General features: G+C 73.0%; 10 protein-coding genes. 8 read left to right on the top strand and 2 right to left on the bottom strand.

Annotation, left to right across the window (positions count from 1 at the left end):
• Positions 1–102: 102 nt before the first annotated feature.
• From ACSU6Z_RS09305 to ACSU6Z_RS09270, 8 genes are all read left to right on the top strand, one after another.
• Positions 103–1,233 (top strand): hypothetical protein, encoded by a 1,131-nt coding sequence (locus ACSU6Z_RS09305; RefSeq protein ID WP_437044481.1) that lies wholly within the window; start codon positions 103–105, stop codon positions 1,231–1,233.
• Positions 1,234–1,281: 48 nt separating this feature from the next.
• Positions 1,282–2,058, top strand: a complete 777-nt coding sequence (locus ACSU6Z_RS09300) for a TIGR03936 family radical SAM-associated protein (protein ID WP_437044480.1) — start codon at positions 1,282–1,284, stop codon at positions 2,056–2,058.
• Between the two features lie 274 nt (positions 2,059–2,332).
• Positions 2,333–6,727: an Rne/Rng family ribonuclease gene (locus ACSU6Z_RS09295; protein ID WP_437044479.1), complete on the top strand. Its 4,395-nt coding sequence runs from the start codon at positions 2,333–2,335 to the stop codon at positions 6,725–6,727.
• 124 nt (positions 6,728–6,851) lie between these two features.
• Positions 6,852–7,604 (top strand): sugar phosphate nucleotidyltransferase, encoded by a 753-nt coding sequence (locus ACSU6Z_RS09290; RefSeq protein ID WP_437044478.1) that lies wholly within the window; start codon positions 6,852–6,854, stop codon positions 7,602–7,604.
• 222 nt (positions 7,605–7,826) lie between these two features.
• Positions 7,827–8,147: a 50S ribosomal protein L21 gene (gene rplU, locus ACSU6Z_RS09285; protein ID WP_164391257.1), complete on the top strand. Its 321-nt coding sequence runs from the start codon at positions 7,827–7,829 to the stop codon at positions 8,145–8,147.
• Between the two features lie 14 nt (positions 8,148–8,161).
• Complete coding sequence (gene rpmA / locus ACSU6Z_RS09280; RefSeq protein WP_010041940.1) at positions 8,162–8,416, top strand: 50S ribosomal protein L27; 255 nt, start codon at positions 8,162–8,164, stop codon at positions 8,414–8,416.
• Positions 8,417–8,544: 128 nt separating this feature from the next.
• Positions 8,545–9,981 carry a GTPase ObgE gene (obgE, locus tag ACSU6Z_RS09275; RefSeq protein ID WP_437044477.1) on the top strand — a complete coding sequence of 479 codons (1,437 nt, stop codon included), beginning with the start codon at positions 8,545–8,547 and terminating at the stop codon, positions 9,979–9,981.
• A 349-nt stretch (positions 9,982–10,330) separates the two neighbouring features.
• Positions 10,331–12,361: a glycosyltransferase gene (locus ACSU6Z_RS09270; protein ID WP_437044476.1), complete on the top strand. Its 2,031-nt coding sequence runs from the start codon at positions 10,331–10,333 to the stop codon at positions 12,359–12,361.
• Between the two features lie 105 nt (positions 12,362–12,466).
• On the opposite strand, the gene ACSU6Z_RS09265 is transcribed toward ACSU6Z_RS09270, so the two are convergent.
• Positions 12,467–16,027, bottom strand: a complete 3,561-nt coding sequence (locus ACSU6Z_RS09265) for a bifunctional glycosyltransferase/CDP-glycerol:glycerophosphate glycerophosphotransferase (protein ID WP_437044475.1) — start codon at positions 16,025–16,027, stop codon at positions 12,467–12,469.
• A gap of 25 nt (positions 16,028–16,052) precedes the next feature.
• Positions 16,053–18,284, bottom strand: coding sequence for a bifunctional glycosyltransferase/CDP-glycerol:glycerophosphate glycerophosphotransferase (locus tag ACSU6Z_RS09260; RefSeq protein ID WP_437044474.1), 2,232 nt, complete (start codon positions 18,282–18,284; stop codon positions 16,053–16,055).
• Between the last annotated feature and the right edge of the window lie 98 nt (positions 18,285–18,382).

Raw genomic sequence — 18,382 nt, 5'->3', positions numbered from 1 at the left:
CCCCGCCCGGGTCCCCGGGCGGGGCGCACGCGCTTGTCCGGCGGCCGGGGCGAGATGGCCGCCGGACGCATCCGAAGGGGGTGCTGCCGCGTCTACCCCGGTATGGAACTGCGGAAACAGCCCCCGGAGAGCCCCGCGTCGGCCGAGGCGGCCGCACGGCCCGTTCACGGTGAGCGGCGGCCGGCGCCGGGCGGGGGATGCCTCGTCGCCGCGATCCGGATTCCGGTGCGGATCGTGATGCTGGTGCTGGTCCTGCCGGTGCGGATGATGTGGGACGCGCTGGCCGCCGGGGCGCGGTTCCTGAACGACACGGTGCTGCGGCCCGTCGGGCGGGCCCTGCTGTGGCTGGGGCGCGCGGTGTTCGTGTGGCCCTTCGTGGGGGTGTGGCGGTACGTCGTCGTGCCCGTGGCGAAGGGGCTGGCCCGGCTGGCGAAGGTGTGCGTCGGCGTCCCGGCGGTGTGGCTGTACCGGTGGGTGCTGACCCCGCTCGGGCACGGGTTCGCGTGGGTGTACACGCGGGTGCTGGTCCCGGCCGGGCATGCGGTGGTGCGGGTGCTCCGGGCCGTGGGCGCCGGGTTCGCGGCCGTCGGGCGCGCCGTGTACGCGGTGCTGGGCGTGCTGGCGCGCTGCCTCGTCGTCGTGCCGGCGGTGTGGCTGCGCACCTGGGTGCTCGCGCCGGCCGGACGAGCCCTCGCCTGGTGCGGCAGGGGTCTGGCGTGGTGCGCGCGCATGGCCGTGACCGGGATCGGGATCGCGTTGTACCGGGTGGCGAGGGTGCTGTTCGTCCTGCCGGCCGTCGGTGTGTGGCGGTGGGTGCTCGCGCCCGTCGGGCGGGTGCTCGCCGTCGTCGGAAGGGAGGTCCGGGCGGCGCTCGGGCACGCCTGGCGGGTGGCGGGGTACGTCTCGCTCGCCGTCGGGCGGGCGCTCGGGACGCTCCTGCGGTGGATCGTCGTGGAGCCGGTGCGGTGGGTGTACCGCAGCGTGCTGACGCCCGTCGGGCACGTCGTGCGGGACGCCGTGCTCAGGCCCGCCGCCGAGGCCGCGCGCGGGGTCGGGCGGGCGGCGCGGCGGGCGCTCGGCTCCGCCCGGGCCTCCGCGCGGCAGGCCCGTGCCGACGTGCGGCGGATGCTGTTCGGGGAGCCGGCGCCGGTCCGGGCGGCGGACCGGCGGGAACCTTCGGTTGCCGAGGGTCGTACTCTTGGTAGCAGTACGACCGCTCTCACGAAGGACTGAACGACACTGGGCAAGCGACAGCCCGAAGGCCCGCCGCCGGTACCCGCGGTGCAGCGCATCAGACTGCGCTACACCAAGCGCGGCCGCCTCCGGTTCACCAGCCACCGTGACTTCCAGCGCGCCTTCGAGCGCGCGTTGCGCCGAGCCGAGGTGCCGATGGCGTACTCGGCGGGGTTCACGCCGCATCCGAAGGTGTCGTACGCCAATGCCGCACCCACCGGCACGGGCAGTGAGGCGGAGTACCTGGAGATCGCGCTCACCGAGCCGCGGGACCCCGAACAGCTCAGGGTCCTCCTCGACGAGTCGCTGCCCGCCGGGCTCGACGTGATCGAGGCGGTGGAGGCCCGGACCCCCGGGCTCGCCGACCGGCTGACGGCCTCCGTGTGGGAGCTGCGGCTGGACGGGGTGGAGCCCGCGCAGGCCGCGCGCGCCGTCGAGGCGTTCAACGCCGCCGGGACCGTGGAGGTCCAGCGCCTGACCAAGAACGGCGTCCGCACCTTCGACGCCCGGTCCGCCGTCGCGAACCTGGAGAGCGTGGAAACGCAGAGTTCCCCGGCTGATAGGCCGAGTGACCGGCCCTGTGCGATACTGCGGCTGGTGGTTCGGCACGTGACGCCTGCCGTACGACCCGACGACGTCCTGTCCGGTCTCAGCGCCGTGGCCGACCTGGCGCCGCCGGTCCCCGCAGCGGTGACCAGGCTGGCGCAGGGGCTGTTCGATGAAGAGACCGGCACGGTGACCGACCCGCTCGCGCCCGACCGCGAGGCAGCAGCGACCGCGCCGCAGGCGGCCGGCGCGACTGCCGCCGCGAAGGCGCCGGCGTAAGGAAGGTCCCCACCAGGGACGGACGTCGAAGCGCCGCCCTCGAACTCGGGAGCCACCTGGGTCGGGCAGCGCACCGACCAGAAGACTTTCGCCAGGCCGTGCACAAAAAGGGGTACGGAACCGGCGAGACAGGACACGGAGAGCTTCCGAGCGGCGCCCGCGCCCCGGACGGCGGCACCGCGCACCGCGCGAGCCGCGGACGTCAACGGTGATCGACCTGATCGAGCGCCGGACCAGGCGCGGCGCCCGGGAGCCTGACGGGAGAAACGCCCGCATGCTCGAACCGACCGAGCCCACCCAGGGTTCCGAACAGAACACCCCCAGCGACACCCTGCCGCCGCGTCGTCGGCGCCGGGCCGCTTCACGGCCGGCGGGTCCGCCGGCCACTTCCTCCGACACCCCGGCGGAGACGGTCGCGCCGGCCATACCGGCCGCGACGCGGACCGGGAGCGAGGAGGCCGAGGCCCTCGCGCCCGCCGCCACGGCCGGTGACGAGGAGAAGGCGGCGGAGGAGACCGCGGCACCCGCCGCCGAGGAGCCCGCGCCCGCCGGCCGTCGCCGCCGGCGCGTCGTGCGCCGTGCCTCCGCACCCGCCGGCGCCCCCGCGGCGGCGGAGGCGGCCGAGACCGTCGTCCCCGCGACCCCCGCCGCCGGGACGGGTGAGCCCGCCGAGACCATCACCGAAACCCCCGAGGTCACCGAGGCGGCCGAGAGCGCCGCTCCGCGCCGTACGCGGCGTCGTGCGACGCGTACGGTGTCCGCGCCGGAGCCGTCGGCGGTGTCCGCGCAGGCCGAGGTGTCCGCGCAGGCCGTTGCTCCGGAAGCGGTGCCGGTGTCCGGCGCCGAGGCTCCGGCCGCCGGGACCGCCACCGAAGCCCCCGAGGTCACCGAGGCGGCCGGGAGCGCCGCTCCGCGCCGTACGCGGCATCGTGCGACGCGTACGGTGTCCGCGCCGGAGCCGTCGGCGGTGTCCGAGCAGGCCGAGGTGTCCGCGCAGGCCGTTGCTCCGGAAGCGGTGCCGGTCTCCGGCGCCGAGGCTCCGGCCGCCGAGGGCGCCGGTGCCGACGACGAGGCCGCCGCTCCGCGCCGTACGCGGCGCCGGGCCGCGCGCCGGGTGTCCGCGCCCGCCGAGGCCGCCGGGACGGCCGAGGCCGCCGCATCCCCCGGGAGCGCCGCGGGTGACGGCCGGAAGGACGCCGTCGTGAGCCAGGCACCCGAGGCCCCCGCCGACGAGACGGGTGAGGCCGCGCAGGCCGAGGAAGCCGCTCCGCGCCGTACGCGGCGCCGGGCCGTCCGCAAGGCGGCCACCGGCTTCGCCGCGCCCGCCCAGCCCGCCGGCGCGTCCGCCGCCGAGGCCGACGCTCCGCGACGCCCGGCACGTCCCGCCGTCGCCGTCTTCCAGCCTCCGGTCTTCGCCGAGCCGAAGTTCCAGACGCCGGAGCGGGCCGCCGCGGAGGCGGCTGCCGTGGCCGCCGGGACTGAGGAGCACGAGGAGGCCGCGGAGGCCGCAGAGGCCGCGGAGGTCCAGGGGGCAGAGGAGTTCCCGGAGGAGCAGGCCGTCGGTTCGCGCCGCCGCCGGCGCCGCCGGAGCGCGGCGGCCGACGAGCGTGCCGTGGAGCCCCGGGCCGAGGAGGAACCGGAGCCCGAGGAGGCCGAGGAGCCCGAGGAGTCCGACGAGGTCGACGCCGAGGATGCCGAGGAGGGCGGTTCGCGCCGCCGCCGGCGCCGGGGCGGCCGTCGCCGCCGCCGGGGCGAGGCCGGTGAGGGCGTGGACGCCGACTCCGAGGAGTTCGCCGCCGAACAGGCCGCCCAGGACGCCGAGGACACCGCCGAGCAGGTGGAGGAGGACACTGAGGAGGCGGAGGAGTCCGCGGCTGCCGCCGACGAGCACGCCCACGCCGGGAACGGCTCCACCAGCAGCCGTCGCCGTCGTCGCCGCCGTCGCCGCGCCGGTGACACCTCCGCCGACCCCGAGCCCTCCGCCGACGACCCCGAGCGCACCGTCGTCAAGGTCCGCGAGCCGCGCAAGGCCGCCGAGCCGTCCGACGAGGTGCAGTCCATCAAGGGCTCGACCCGTCTGGAGGCCAAGAAGCAGCGCCGCCGCGAGGGCCGCGAGCAGGGCCGCCGCCGGGTGCCGATCATCACCGAGGCCGAGTTCCTGGCCCGGCGCGAGGCCGTCGAGCGCGTGATGGTCGTCCGCCAGCACGGCGACCGCACGCAGATCGGCGTCCTGGAGGACGGCGTGCTCGTCGAGCACTACGTCAACAAGGAGCAGTCGACGTCGTACGTCGGCAACGTCTACCTCGGCAAGGTGCAGAACGTCCTGCCGTCGATGGAGGCCGCCTTCATCGACATCGGCAAGGGCCGCAACGCCGTGCTGTACGCGGGCGAGGTCAACTTCGAGGCGCTGGGCATGGCCAACGGGCCGCGCCGCATCGAGACCGCCCTCAAGTCCGGGCAGCCCGTGCTCGTCCAGGTGACGAAGGACCCCATCGGGCACAAGGGCGCCCGTCTCACCAGCCAGGTCTCCCTCCCCGGCCGTTACCTCGTGTACGTGCCCGAGGGCTCGATGACCGGCATCAGCCGCAAGCTGCCCGACACCGAGCGGGCCCGGCTGAAGACCATCCTCAAGAAGATCGTCCCCGAGGACGCGGGCGTCATCGTGCGCACCGCCGCCGAGGGCGCCAGCGAGGACGAACTGCGCCGCGACGTCGAGCGGCTCCAGGCGCAGTGGGAGGAGATCCAGAAGAAGGCCAAGAACGGCAACGCGCCGACGCTGCTGTACGGCGAGCCGGACATGACCGTGCGGGTCGTGCGCGACATCTTCAACGAGGACTTCTCCAAGGTCGTCGTCAGCGGTGACGACGCCTGGGAGACCATCCACGGGTACGTCTCCCACGTCGCGCCGGACCTCGCCGACCGCCTGCAGCGGTGGACGTCCGAGGTCGACGTCTTCGCCACGTACCGGATCGACGAGCAGCTCGCCAAGGCCCTGGACCGCAAGGTCTGGCTGCCCAGCGGCGGTTCGCTGGTGATCGACCGGACCGAGGCGATGGTCGTCATCGACGTCAACACCGGCAAGTTCACCGGCCAGGGCGGCAACCTGGAGGAGACCGTCACCAGGAACAACCTGGAGGCGGCCGAGGAGATCGTGCGCCAGCTCAGGCTGCGCGACCTCGGCGGCATCATCGTCATCGACTTCATCGACATGGTGCTGGAGTCCAACCGCGACCTGGTGCTGCGCCGCCTGCTGGAGTGCCTGGGCCGCGACCGTACGAAGCACCAGGTCGCCGAGGTGACCTCGCTGGGGCTCGTGCAGATGACCCGCAAGCGGGTCGGGCAGGGCCTGCTGGAGTCGTTCTCGGAGACCTGCGTCCACTGCAACGGGCGCGGAGTCATCGTCCACCTGGACCAGCCGTCCGCCGCCCCGAGCGGTGGCAAGCGCCGCAAGCGGGCGCGTGCGGGTGGTGCCGAGCAGCCGCACGAGCACGAGCACGAGGCCGTGGCGGCCGTCGAGGGTGCCGAGACGGCGGAGCAGGAGGCGGAGGCCGAGTCCGAGGCCGAGGTGACCGCCGAGGCCGCCGGGCCGGTCGCCCTGCCGGCACCCGACTTCGCGCCGGACGAGGAGCTGTACAGCAGCATCGCCGAGGCGGAGGCCGCGGCGGGACGCGGGCGTACGCGGCGCCGGACGAGCCGGCGGGCGTCGGCTCCGGCGGGCGCGTCCCGCGGTGAGGCCGGCAAGGCCGGGAAGGCCGCTCAGGTCCAGGTGCCCACGGCTCAGGACGTGACGGCCGAGCAGGAGGCCGAGCGTCCGGTGCGCCGGGAGACGGCCGCCGAGGCGCTGGCCGAGCCCGCGGCCGTCGAGGACGCGGTCGTCGCGGCTCCGGCCGCCGAGGCCCCGGCCGCCGAGGCCCCGGCCGCCGAGGCCCCGGCGGCCGAGGAGGCCGCGCCCAAGGGCCGTACGCGTCGCCGGGCGACCCGCAGGGTGTCCGCGCCGGCCGGATCGCCGGCGGGAGCCGAGGCGGCCGTGGTGACGGTCCCCGAGGCGGCGCCGGTCGCGCGGGCCGAGGAGGTTGCTCCTGCTGCTCCGCCGGAGCAGCCCGAGCCCACCGCCCCGGCCCGTCCGCGGCGCCGCGCCGTGCGGAAGCCCACCGCGCCCACCGCGCCCGTGGAGGCGGCCGTCATGGTCCTGCCGTCGACCGCCGGGCCTGCCGCCGCGCAGGAAGCCCCGGCGCAGGAGGCCCCTGCCGAGCAGGTCGCCGGGGCTCCGGAAGAGGCCGGGACCGCCGCAGCCGCCGAAGAGGCCGCTCCGGCCAAGAAGGCGGCGCGCAAGACGGCCAAGAAGGCCACGGCGAAGAAGGCGGCCACGAAGAAGACCGCCGCCACGAGGAAGACGGCGGCCAAGAAGACCGCCGCCACCGAGGAGGCGGCGGCCGAGCAGACCGCGGCCACCGAGGAGGCGGCGGCCGAGGAGGCGGCCGCGAAGAAGACGGCGGTCAAGAAGACGGCGGCCAAGAAGGCCACGGCGAAGAAGACCGCCGCCAAGAAGACCGCCGCCAAGAAGACCGCCGCCACGAAGAAGACGGCGGCCAAGAAGACGGCCTCGAAGAAGACCGCGGCGGCCGAGCAGACGGCCTCGTCCGTCTCGGCCTCCACCGACGAGGCCTGACCCGACCGGGGTTCACCGGCGTGGGGCCCTGCCCGCCTGCGGGCAGGGCCCCACGCCGTCCCACCGGCCCCGGCGCCTCGCCCGGGGCGCTGCCGGACGGCACGCAAGCAAGGAGAGAAACACGATGATCGGCCTCATACTCGCCGCCGGTGCCGGACGGCGCCTGCGGCCCTACACCGACACCCTGCCCAAGGCGCTGGTTCCGGTGGGGCCCGAGGGCGCGCCGGACGGCCTGACCGTGCTGGACCTGACGCTGGGCAACTTCGCGGAGGTCGGGCTGTCCGAGGTCGCGGTCGTCGTCGGTTACCGCAAGGAGGCGGTGTACGCGCGCAAGGAGCAGCTGGAGGCGAAGTACGGCCTGAAGCTCACCCTGATCGACAACGACAGGGCCGAGGAGTGGAACAACGCCTACTCCCTGTGGTGCGGGCGGGAGGCGCTGAGGGACGGGGTGATCCTGGCCAACGGCGACACCGTGCACCCGGTCTCGGTGGAGAAGACGCTGCTGGCGGCCCGCGGGCAGGGCAAGAAGATCATCCTCGCGCTGGACACGGTCAAGCGGCTGGCCGACGAGGAGATGAAGGTCGTCGTGGACCCGGACAAGGGGGTGCGGCGGATCACCAAGCTGATGGACCCGGCGGAGGCGACCGGTGAGTACATCGGTGTGACGCTGATCGAGGGCGAGGCGGCGGCGGAGCTGGCCGACGCGCTGCGGGCGACCTTCGAGCGGGACCCGCAGCTGTACTACGAGGACGGTTACCAGGAGCTGGTGGACCGCGGTTTCCGCGTCGACGTGGCGCCGATCGGCGACGTGCCGTGGGTCGAGATCGACAACCACGACGACCTCGCCAAGGGCCGGGAGATCGCCTCCCGGTACTGACCCGGCTCGCCCCCTCGCCGGCCGCAGACCGGACCGAGGGGGCCCGGTTTGACCCCTGTGGGCAGGGGCCCGTAACCTTGACCGTCGGCGTGTCCACTGACATGCCACATCCCCGTAAACCTCTTCCTCCCGGACACAGGGCTGGCCGGGAGAGGCCGTCCGTCAATCCGGACGGCTGGCCTGCGGGGGTGCCGTTCCCCGAGCGTAGAGAGTGAGTTCCGCGTGTACGCGATCGTGCGCAGCGGTGGTCGGCAGCACAAGGTTGCTGTCGGCGACATCGTCGAGGTTGACAAGATTTCCACCGCCAAGGTCGGCGACACGGTCGAGCTCTCGACCCTGCTGCTCGTCGACGGCGACTCCGTGACCAGCGACCCGTGGGTGCTGGCCGGTATCAAGGTCCAGGCCGAGGTCGTGGACCACCACAAGGGCCAGAAGATCGACATTCTGCGCTACAAGAACAAGACCGGCTACCGTCGTCGTCAGGGCCACCGCCAGCAGTACACGGCGATCAAGGTCACTGAGATCCCCACGGCTGCGAAGTAAGGGACTGAGAACAGATGGCACACAAGAAGGGCGCATCGTCCACCCGGAACGGTCGCGACTCCAACGCCCAGCGGCTCGGCGTGAAGCGCTTCGGCGGTCAGGTCGTCAACGCGGGTGAGATCCTGGTCCGCCAGCGCGGCACCCACTTCCACCCGGGCGCCGGTGTCGGCCGTGGCGGCGACGACACGCTGTTCGCCCTGCAGGCCGGTTCGGTGCAGTTCGGCACCCACCGCGGCCGCAAGGTCGTGAACATCGTTCCGGTCGCCTGATCGGACACTTTCGCGAGGCGGACCTCACTTCCCTCACGGGAAGCGGGTCCGCCTTTCGCGCGTTGGAGCAGAGAGCAACCCCCGTACCTCCCCGGCCCGGCCGGGGCACCCCCAGGAGGCACCCCACCATGACCACCTTCGTGGACCGCGTCGAACTCCACGTCGCCGCGGGTAACGGAGGCCACGGCTGTGCCTCCGTCCACCGTGAGAAGTTCAAGCCGCTGGGCGGCCCGGACGGCGGCAACGGCGGCCGCGGCGGCGACGTGATCCTCACCGTCGACCAGTCGGTGACCACACTGCTGGACTACCACCACTCCCCGCACCGCAAGGCCACCAACGGCAAGCCCGGCGAGGGCGGCAGCCGCTCCGGCAAGGACGGCCAGGACCTGGTCCTGCCGGTGCCGGACGGCACCGTGGTCCTCGACAAGGCGGGCAACGTCCTGGCCGACCTGGTCGGCCACGGCACCTCCTACGTCGCCGCGCAGGGCGGCCGGGGCGGCCTCGGCAACGCGGCGCTGGCCTCCGCGCGGCGCAAGGCGCCCGGCTTCGCACTGCTCGGCGAGCCCGGTGACGTGCGCGAGATCGTGCTGGAGCTGAAGACCGTCGCCGACGTGGCGCTGGTCGGTTACCCCAGCGCGGGCAAGTCGTCGCTGATCTCCGTGCTCAGCGCGGCCAAGCCGAAGATCGCCGACTACCCCTTCACCACCCTGGTGCCCAACCTGGGCGTGGTGACGGCCGGCTCGACCGTGTACACGATCGCCGACGTCCCCGGCCTCATCCCCGGCGCCAGCCAGGGCAGGGGGCTGGGACTGGAGTTCCTGCGGCACGTGGAGCGGTGCAGCGTGCTGGTGCACGTGCTGGACACGGCCGCGCTGGAGTCCGACCGCGACCCCGTCTCCGACCTCGACGTCATCGAGGAGGAGCTGCGGCAGTACGGCGGCCTCGACGACCGGCCGCGGATCGTCGTCCTGAACAAGATCGACGTACCGGACGGCAAGGACCTCGCCGAGATGGTGCGGCCGGAACTCCAGGCGCGCGGATACCGCGTGTTCGAGGTGTCGGCGGTCGCGCACACCGGGCTGAGGGAGCTGTCGTTCGCGCTGGCCGAGCTGGTGGCCGCCGCGCGTGCCGCCAAGCCCAGGGAAGAGGCGACGCGCATCGTGATCCGGCCCAAGGCGGTCGACGACGCCGGCTTCACCGTCACGCGCGAGGACGACGGCCTGTTCCGGGTGCGCGGCGAGAAGCCGGAGCGCTGGGTGCGGCAGACCGACTTCAACAACGACGAGGCCGTCGGCTACCTCGCCGACCGGCTCAACCGCCTCGGTGTCGAGGAGGAGCTGATGAAGGCGGGTGCCCGCGCCGGGGACGGTGTCGCCATCGGTCCCGAGGAGAACGCGGTCGTCTTCGACTGGGAGCCGTCGGTGATGGCCGGTGCCGAGATGCTCGGCCGGCGCGGCGAGGACCACCGCCTGGAGGCCCCCCGGCCGGCCGCGCAGCGGCGCCGGGACCGGCAGGCAGAGCGGGACGAGGCGCAGCGGGAGTTCGACGACTTCGAGCCGTTCTAGGGGTTCGTTCCCCCGAGCGGCGCGGGACGGCCGCCGGCGCCCGTCCCCGGCCCCGCGGCGCGGGGGGCGCGCCGGCGGCCGTCCGCGGGACCGGCCGGTGCCGCGCGGCGGCGCGCGCCGGCACCGGTACGTGCGCCGGTCCTCGGTGACGTGTCTCAATCGTGACCGTTCGGTGAACAACGCCGGACGGTCCTCCCCCGTCTAATGTGCGGGGCCGCTCTCTGCCCGGCCGGGGCTCGTCCCGCCCGCGCGGCGGGCAATCCGGGGCGACCGGTCGGCACCGACGACCGGCCATCGGACCACGGCCAAGTACGGCGCCCGTACGCGGCGCCCTGGATGGGGATTCACAGTGAAGATTGCATTCCTGGTCCGCGACCTCTGTCACATGGGGGGAGTGGTGAGCGCGACCCAGGCACTGGCCGGCGCGCTCGCCGACCGGCACGAGGTGGAGATCGTGGCGCTGCGCAAGGTGCGCGACGAGTCGTACTTCCCCCTCGACCCCAGGGTTTCGGTGCGGGTGCTCAGCGATCTGCGCCCGCACTCACCGGTGTCCGACCTGGACGATCCGCTGGTGGAGAAGTGGCCGCTGGTCTACCCGCCGAACACCGGCTCCAAGAAGCCGGTGGTCAGCCGGCTCGCCGAGCTGCGGCTGCTCGACTACCTCGCCACCACGGACGCCGACGTCGTGGTCAGCTCCAGCCCGCGCAACACCATCATGCTGGCGCAGGCCCCGGGCACGTACCTCAAGGTCGCCCAGGAGCACTCGATGCCGTCCATCTACGCCAAGGACATCAAGGAACGGCTCTTCCCCGCCTACCTGTCCCTGGACGCCCTGACGGCGCTCACCCCGGAGGAGGTCGAGAGCATCGGCCGGCAGGTGCCGGCGGTGCGGGACCGGCTGGCGGTCATGCCCAACTGCGTGCCGGCCTCCCCGATCCGCTCCAAGGGCACCAACAAGGTCGTCGTCGCCGCCGGCCACCTCACCGACAACAAGAACCACGCCCTGCTCATCGACGCCTTCGCCAAGGTCCACGCCCAGGCACCCGACTGGACGCTGCGGATCTACGGCAGCGGCGCCGAGAAGGCCCGGCTGCGGGCCCGCATCGAGGAACTGGGCCTGTCCAACAGCATCCTGCTGATGGGGCAGACCGCCCCGGTCACGCCGGAGTTCGGCAAGGGCTCGATCTTCGTCCTGCCGTCCAAGCGGGAGGCGTTCGGCAACGTCATCGTGGAGGCCATGGCGGCCGGGCTGCCCGTGGTCAGCACCGACGCCGACCACGGCCCGCGCAACATCCTCACCCCCGGCGAGGACGGGCTGCTCGTCCCGCGCGGTGACGTGGAGGAGATGGCCGAGGCGATCCTGCGGCTGGTGCAGGACGACGAGCTGCGGCACAAGATGGGCGCCAACGCCGTGCGCGGCGCCGAACGCTTCCACGAGACCGCCAGCCGGGAGCGCTTCGAGGCCATCCTGGAGCGGGCGTTCGCCCGCAAGGCGCTGCCCCGGCACGCCACCGCCCGGGTCGACGACCGGGGCAGCGTGCACATCGCGGTCGGCCCGCTGCCCGACCGGGCCCACGGCGCCGAGCTGGTGCTGCGCCGCAGCGGCAAGGACGGCGAGGAGCGCCGCTTCCCGTTCTCCGACGCCGGTGAGGCGCTCGTCGCCTGGGACGCCGGACTGCCGCACGGCACCTGGGAGGCGGCGCTGGCCTCCCCCTCGGGCGCGGAGGTGCCGCTGACCACCGACGGCTACGGCTGCGACACCCGGGACCTGCTCGCCGTGGAGCTGCCCCGGCCGCACGGCCACCCGCTCGCGCTGCTGCTGCCGCACCGGCACGACAACGGCCGGCTGCGGGTGCGCAGCGCCCTGCGCGAGGTGCACGCCGAGGTCGGGCCGGTCCGCGTGGACGACCGGGCCGTCCGGCTGCGGGCGGAGCTGTGGGGCGCGGCGCTCGGCCGGGGCGCGGTGGTGGAGGCCGTGCACCGGCGGAACAAGGAGCGGGTGCTCAGGTTCGAGGCGCGCGACGCCGGGGACGGCGCCTTCGAGGCGGTCGTCGACTGCGCGACCCTCGCGCGGGAGCACGGCGAGGAGGACGGCAAGGAGGCCATCTGGGACTTCTGGATCCGTCCGGAGGAGGGAGCGCCGCGCGCCGCGCTGGCGAAGCTGGCCACCGACGTGCTCAAGCCGATCGACGTGTTCACCTTCCCCCGCCCGGTGCTCACCAGCGGCCCCGCGGCACGGCCGTCGGTGGTGGGCCGCGCCGTCCGCCGTGCCCGGCGCAGCCTGGGCACGGCGCCGGCCGCCCCGCGGCCGGTCAGGACGGAGCTGCGGCCGTACTACACGGCGCTGAGCCAGTTCGCGGTGAAGACCGTACGGCTGTGACCCACCGCCGCGGCGCGCCCGGCGCCGCGGCACCGCGACGACGGGCCGGGCCCCGCAGGAAACGTCCTGCGGGGCCCGGCCCGTTCGTTCGGCGCCGCGGGGCGGTCACAGCTCCCGGCTCTGCTCCAGCATCCGGTCCACGACCCGCGCCGAGGCGTTGCCGTCGTCCAGGTCGCAGAACAGGTGGTGGAAGCGCTCGAAGCGCTCCCGGTACTCGGCCGACACCCGGTCGATGTCGCGCAGCGCGTCGACCAGTTCCTTGGACGTGGAGATCAGCGGACCGGGCGAGTCCTGCTCGAAGTCGAAGTAGAACCCGCGCAGCGTGTCCCGGTAGTGCTCCAGGTCGTAGGTGAAGAACAGCATCGGCCGCCGCAGGTGGGCGTAGTCGAACATGACCGACGAGTAGTCCGTGATCATGACGTCGGCGGCGAGGTAGAGGTCCGCGATGTCCGGGTACTCCGACACGTCCCACACGAACCCGTTGCCGGCGCCGGGCACCGCGTCGACGACGTTGGAGTGGCGGCGGATGAGCAGCACGTGGTCGTCGCCGAGCCGCCGCTGCGCGTCCTCCAGGTCGATCCGCAGGTCGAACAGGTACTGGCCGGCGCTGTGCGCCAGGTCGTCCCGCCAGGTCGGCGCGTACAGGACGACCTTCTTCCCCTCGGGCAGGCCGAGCTGCTTCTTCACGCGCTCGGCGATGCGGTCCTTGTCGGGGGAGTACAGGTAGTCGTTGCGCGGGTAGCCCGCCTCCAGGATCTCGCCGTCGTAGGAGAAGGCGCGCTTGAGGATGGGCGTGCTGAAGCGGTTGGAGGAGACCACCAGGCTCCACTGCTTCGCCTCCAGCGCCAGCTTCTCCTGGTAGCGGCGGTCGAAGTGCAGCGTGTCGATGTCGTGGCCGATCTTCTTCAGCATCGTGCCGTGCCAGGTCTGCACGATGACCTGGCCCGGGCGCCGCTCGATCCAGTCCGGCAGGTGGCCGTTGGTGACGATGTAACGGCTGGTGGCGAGCGCCTCGTACCACTCGGTGCCCCACATCCGCACCCGCTCGACGCCCTCGGGCAGGACGACCTGCCCGTCGCGGACCGCCCACAGGTGCTTGAGGTCCGAGCCGCGGCGGACCAGCTCCTGGTACATCGCTTTCGGGCTGTCGGAGAACTGCTTGCCGTTGTAGCTGAGGTAGAAGACCTGGTCGCGCAGGGGCTGCCGGCGCAGGGGCTGGTACAGCTCGCAGCGGAGCTGCTTCTGCCGGAACGGGCCGCGCTCCAGGTCGCTCAGCTCCGAGCGGCAGTTGAGCTGCGGGAAGTCGGCCCAGCGGTTCTCCAGCCAGTAGCGGCGCCCGTTCAGTTCGGCGCGCAGCGGGAACTGGTCCGCCGCCAGCCGGTCGGTGACGAAGGGCACGTCGGGCGCGCCGTCCTCCGGGCGCAGCCACAGGTTCCAGCGGCCCGCGCGCAGCGGCACGTTGCCCCCGCCGCCGAGGGTCGACGGGTCGAAGGCGACCTCGAAGCGGCCGTCCTCGGACCAGCGGGCCTCGACGAAGCGCTCCTCGAAGCGGTTGCGGGGCTTGAGCAGGAACCGGGCGCCGGTGAGCCGGGGGTCGGTGTGCGCGGCGATGGTGATGCGGCCGTCCTCGACGCCCACCCGGTCGATCGTGGCGCGGCGGGTGCGGCCGGCGAACTTCAGGTAGCCGGTGTGCCCCGCGACGATGGCCAGCTCGCACAGCTCGGCCCGCTCGCCCAGCGAGGCGGGCAGGTTGAAGCGGGCGTCGGGCAGGCCCTCCTGGAGCACGGTGCCGAACTGGCGCTCGGCGCCCTGCGGGTCCCGGGCGATCAGCGCGGTGGACCAGGTGCGGTTCTCCGGCTGCGCCTTGGCGTCGACGCCGTCGTGGAACACCAGCGCCACGTCGGCCACCGGGACCTCCACCGAGAACCGCTGGGTGCCGTCCTCGTCGGTCACGGTCACCGGGTACTCGTGGACGTCGGCGCCCTTCTGGTTGCGCACCCGCAGCACCACGTTCTCGTCGGCGGCGAGGGGCACCCGGATCTCACCGGTGACCACGATCCGGTCGCCCTCCACGGTGCGCCCGGTGATCAGCGCCCGGACCCGCTCGATGCGGATCTTGAGCGCGCCGCGCTCGACGGAGGGCAGCAGCCGGAAGTCGGGGCTCAGCCAGTGGTACGGGGGGAAGTTGCAGGCGGCGCCGCCGCTGGACTGCACGGCGGCGCGGCGCACCAGGCCGGAGGCGTACAGGCCGAGGCCCACGTGCCACAGGCCCTCCTGCCACTCGCCGCCCTTGCGCAGCCGCGCCGGGTCGATGGTGACCTCCCAGCCGGCCCAGTCGTAGTTGTAGCGGTCCTGGCCGGAGTCGGTGGTGCACTCGGGGCGGTGGACGTTGCGGGCGGGCAGCAGGATGCGGCGGCGGGACTTGTCCTTGCGCAGTTGCAGCACCTTCACCGAGGAGTGCTTCGACGCCAGGTCGATCTTGTCGATCCAGGCGTTGCCGGACAGCACGAGCTTGCCCTCGGACCAGGTCACCTCCTGCAGCGGGGCGCGCATCCGCAGGTCCTGGTCGATGCGCAGCGCCTTGCGCGGGAAGTCCAGGTCGGCGTCGGCCAGCGAGGGGAAGGAGGCGTACTTGCGGACCAGACCGCTGACCTCGACGGCCTCCTTGCGCCGCTGGCCGGCGAGCAGGGTGATCAGCTCGTCCAGCTTGTGCTTGCGCACCAGCAGCCACTGCACGCGCAGCTGGGCGGGCAGCGCCATGACGATCTTGGGGTCGATGCGGTCCAGGAAGCGGTTGGCCGAGCGCAGGAACTCGGCGCGGTACTCCTCGTCGCCGTCGGGCACCACGTTGAGGAACAGCCGCAGGTCGTCCTTGAGGACGCGGGTGTCGTACTCCTCCTTGAGCCGGGCGAACGTCTCGCCGGGCTGCTCGGCCAGGAAGGCGCTGATCTCCAGCACGGAGGTGACGCGGTCGCGGACACCGGCCGGGTCGGTGCGGCGCTGGGTGATGGAGGGGGCGGACTCGCCCTCGCGCAGCCGCCAGTAGTAGCAGGGTTCGGAGATGACGTCGACGGCGTCGGCGAGGTAGTGGGCCCGCATGGTGACGGGCGTGTCCTCGTACAGGCGGCCCTCGGGGAAGGCGAAACCGTGCTTCTCCCAGAAGGTGCGGCGGAACACCTTGTTGCAGGCGATCCGGTCGGCGACCAGCTTGCCGTAGCGGGAGATGTGGGTGGCGCGGCGGGCCTCGCCGGCGAGCATCCTCAGCAGGGGCACCTGCCAGGTCTTCTCGCCCTTGAGGTGGAAGACGTTGCCGGTGGCGAAGTCCGAGCCGGACTCGTCGAGGCTGTTCACCATCAGCCGGTAGGCGTCCGGCGGGATCAGGTCGTCGCTGTCGACGAAGGTGACGTACTCCGCCTGCGGGGACACGTGCGCGATGCCCGTGTTGCGGGCGGCGCCCAGACCGCCGTTCTCCTTGCGTATCAGCTTGAAGCGCGGGTCGCGTTCGGCGTACGCGGCGGCTATGGCGGCGGAGTCGTCGGGGGAGCCGTCGTCGACCATCAGGACCTCGAGGTCGCGGAAGGTCTGGGCGGCCAGCGAGTCCAGGCAGGCCGGCAGATAGCGCTCGACGTCGTAGATGGGGACGATGACACTGAGCCGAGGGGCCATGGCTTGGTGGATCTCCTTTCGGGGGTCAGGCCCGCTCGACCGGTTCGAGCGCCTGGGCGGGGGTCGGGGCGTGGGGGCGTTCGTCGAACGGGACGAAGGGCAGCGGGGTCCTGTCGCCGAGGAAGACGCGCCGGACCACGCGTTCGGCTGCGTGCCCGTCGTCGAATTCGCAGAAGCGCCGGCGGAAGGCGTCCCGGCGCCCGGCCGCGTCCCGGCTGTCGTAGTCACCCGACCCGAGCAGCCTGATCAGCTCGGCCTGCGAGGTGGCCACCGCGCCGGGCGGCTCCTCAAGGAGGTCGAAGTAGGTGCCGCGCACGGCCGAGTAGATGTCCCAGTCGGGCGCGTAGACGATGATCGGACGGTCCAGGACGGCGTAGTCGAACATCGCCGAGGAGTAGTCGGTGATCAGCGCGTCGGCGGCGAGGTACAGCTCCTCCACGCGCGGGTGCCCGGACACGTCGACGATCCGGCCGCTGCGGCGCAGTTCGGCGATGTGCGGGGAGCTGCCGTAGAAGTAGTGGCCGCGCAGCATCAGGGTGACGTCGGGGCCGAGTTCGTCGGCCAGCCGGGCCAGGTCCAGGCCCGGGGTGAAGCCGGGCTGGTACTCGCGGTGGGTCGGCATGTACAGGAACGCCTTGGCGCCGTCGGCGAGCCCGAGGGCCTTCCGGGCCTGGCGCACCTCCTCGGCGCCGGCGGTGACCAGGACGTCGTTGCGCGGGTAGCCGGTCTCCAGCGAGACGTAGGAGCAGGGGTAGACCCGCTCCCAGACGGCGGTGGAGAAGCGGTTGGAGCTGATGCTGTAGTCCCAGCGGTCGCACCGCTCCAGGAGTTTGGCGAAGTCCATGTGGGTGGAGGCCGGGTACTTCTGCTGGTCCAGGCCCATCGTCTTCAGCGGCGTGCCGTGGTGGGTCTGGAGGTGGACCTGGCCCTCCCGCTTCACCACGGCGTCGGCGAAGTTCACGTTGTTGACGAGGTACTTGGCGCGCGCCAGGGCCGTCCAGTACGCGCGCGAGCCGACGCGGACGTACTCCACCCCCTCGGGCACCTGGTCCACCGCGTCCGGCCGGATGGCCCACACGCGGCGCATGTGCGGGGCGAGACGGGCCAGTTCGGCGTCGATGGCCGCGGGGTTGCAGGAGACGCTGCGGCTCCAGTAGGCGGAGAACAGCACCAGGTTCTCGTCCAGCGGCAGCCGCAGCTGCGACTGGTAGTGGACGCCCATCGCGCCGCGCTTGGACCGGATGAGCGCCGCACGGGTGCGCTTCCTGACCGACTGGCGCAGCTTCACCGCGGTGGAGGCGCTCACCATGGCCGCGTACGCGTCGCGCTCCAGCAGGGCGTACTTGTGGCCGCGGCCGCCCGGCGGGCGCTGGAAGCCCTCGGGCAGGCGGGCGCGGTAGTCGGCGGAGGCGCGGTGGAAGAACTCCGCGCGGGCCTGCTGCGGCAGGCGGCCCGGGCGCTCCAGCACGGTCAGGTAGTGGTCGACCATCTTGCGGAACAGCGGTCCGCGCCACCGGTCGAGTTCCTCGTGCTCGTCGAGGAAGTCGAAGACGCGGCGGTACTGGTCGAAGACGTCGAAGTGCTTGCGGCTGACCGTCTTGAGGATGTTGCCGCCCTCGCGGCGCTGCCGGTACAGCACGCACACCCGGTTCAGCAGGGCGATCCGCTCGGCGCTGATCAGCGAGCAGAAGGTCCAGGGGGCGTCCTCGTAGTACCCGGGCGGGAAGGTGAGGCCGGTGCGGTCGATGAAGTCGCGGCGGTAGGCCTTGTTCCAGACGATCTGGAGCAGGCCGAGCAACTGCGGGCGCTCGGCGAGGGTGAAGACGTCCGGTCCGCTCTGTTCGAGCAGGTCCGCGCGCTGGTTGGGGCGGACCCTGCCGTCCCAGTAGGTGCGGGCGTAGTCGAAGATGAGTATGTCGGGGTTCGAGGTGGCTTCCAGCCGCTCGGATATCGCCGTCAGGGCCCCGTCGGACAGCGTGTCGTCGCTGTCCAGGAACAGCACGTATTCGCCTCGCGCCTTTTCCAGTCCCGCGTTTCGCGCGCGCCCCAGACCGACGTTTTCCGTGAGGTGAATCACATGGATCCGCGCGTCCCGCCGCGCGTACTCGTCGAGGATGGCCCCGGACCCGTCCGGCGAGCAGTCGTCGACCGCGATGATCTCGAAGTCCGTGTAGTCCTGGCCGAGCACGGAGTCAAGGCACTCGGGCAGATAGCCCTGCACCTTGTACACGGGGACGACGAGGGAGAGTTTGGGCATCCTTACAACCTGTTCCGAGGACTGACCGCGGGGCGCGGGCTGGGACCGGAACGCGCTCCGGGCGCGGGACCTGGAGCGCGCCGCCGCATCAGCGTAAA

Origin of the sequence: Streptomyces sp. enrichment culture (assembly GCF_964273145.1) — a bacterium.
In the GTDB taxonomy this organism is placed as follows: Bacteria; Actinomycetota; Actinomycetes; order Streptomycetales; family Streptomycetaceae; genus Streptomyces.
Note: the sequence above shows the minus strand (reverse complement) of the source record. Positions and strands in the feature narration are given on the sequence as shown.

What these genes read in the sequence shown, in the direction of transcription:
- ACSU6Z_RS09305 (WP_437044481.1), top strand. Translation starts at nt 103, where the DNA reads ATGGAACTGCGGAAACAGCCCCCGGAGAGCCCCGCGTCGGCCGAGGCG.
- rpmA (WP_010041940.1), top strand. Translation starts at nt 8,162, where the DNA reads ATGGCACACAAGAAGGGCGCATCGTCCACCCGGAACGGTCGCGACTCC.
- ACSU6Z_RS09260 (WP_437044474.1), bottom strand. Translation starts at nt 18,284, where the DNA reads ATGCCCAAACTCTCCCTCGTCGTCCCCGTGTACAAGGTGCAGGGCTAT.
- ACSU6Z_RS09295 (WP_437044479.1), top strand. Translation starts at nt 2,333, where the DNA reads ATGCTCGAACCGACCGAGCCCACCCAGGGTTCCGAACAGAACACCCCC.
- obgE (WP_437044477.1), top strand. Translation starts at nt 8,545, where the DNA reads ATGACCACCTTCGTGGACCGCGTCGAACTCCACGTCGCCGCGGGTAAC.
- ACSU6Z_RS09290 (WP_437044478.1), top strand. Translation starts at nt 6,852, where the DNA reads ATGATCGGCCTCATACTCGCCGCCGGTGCCGGACGGCGCCTGCGGCCC.
- ACSU6Z_RS09265 (WP_437044475.1), bottom strand. Translation starts at nt 16,027, where the DNA reads ATGGCCCCTCGGCTCAGTGTCATCGTCCCCATCTACGACGTCGAGCGC.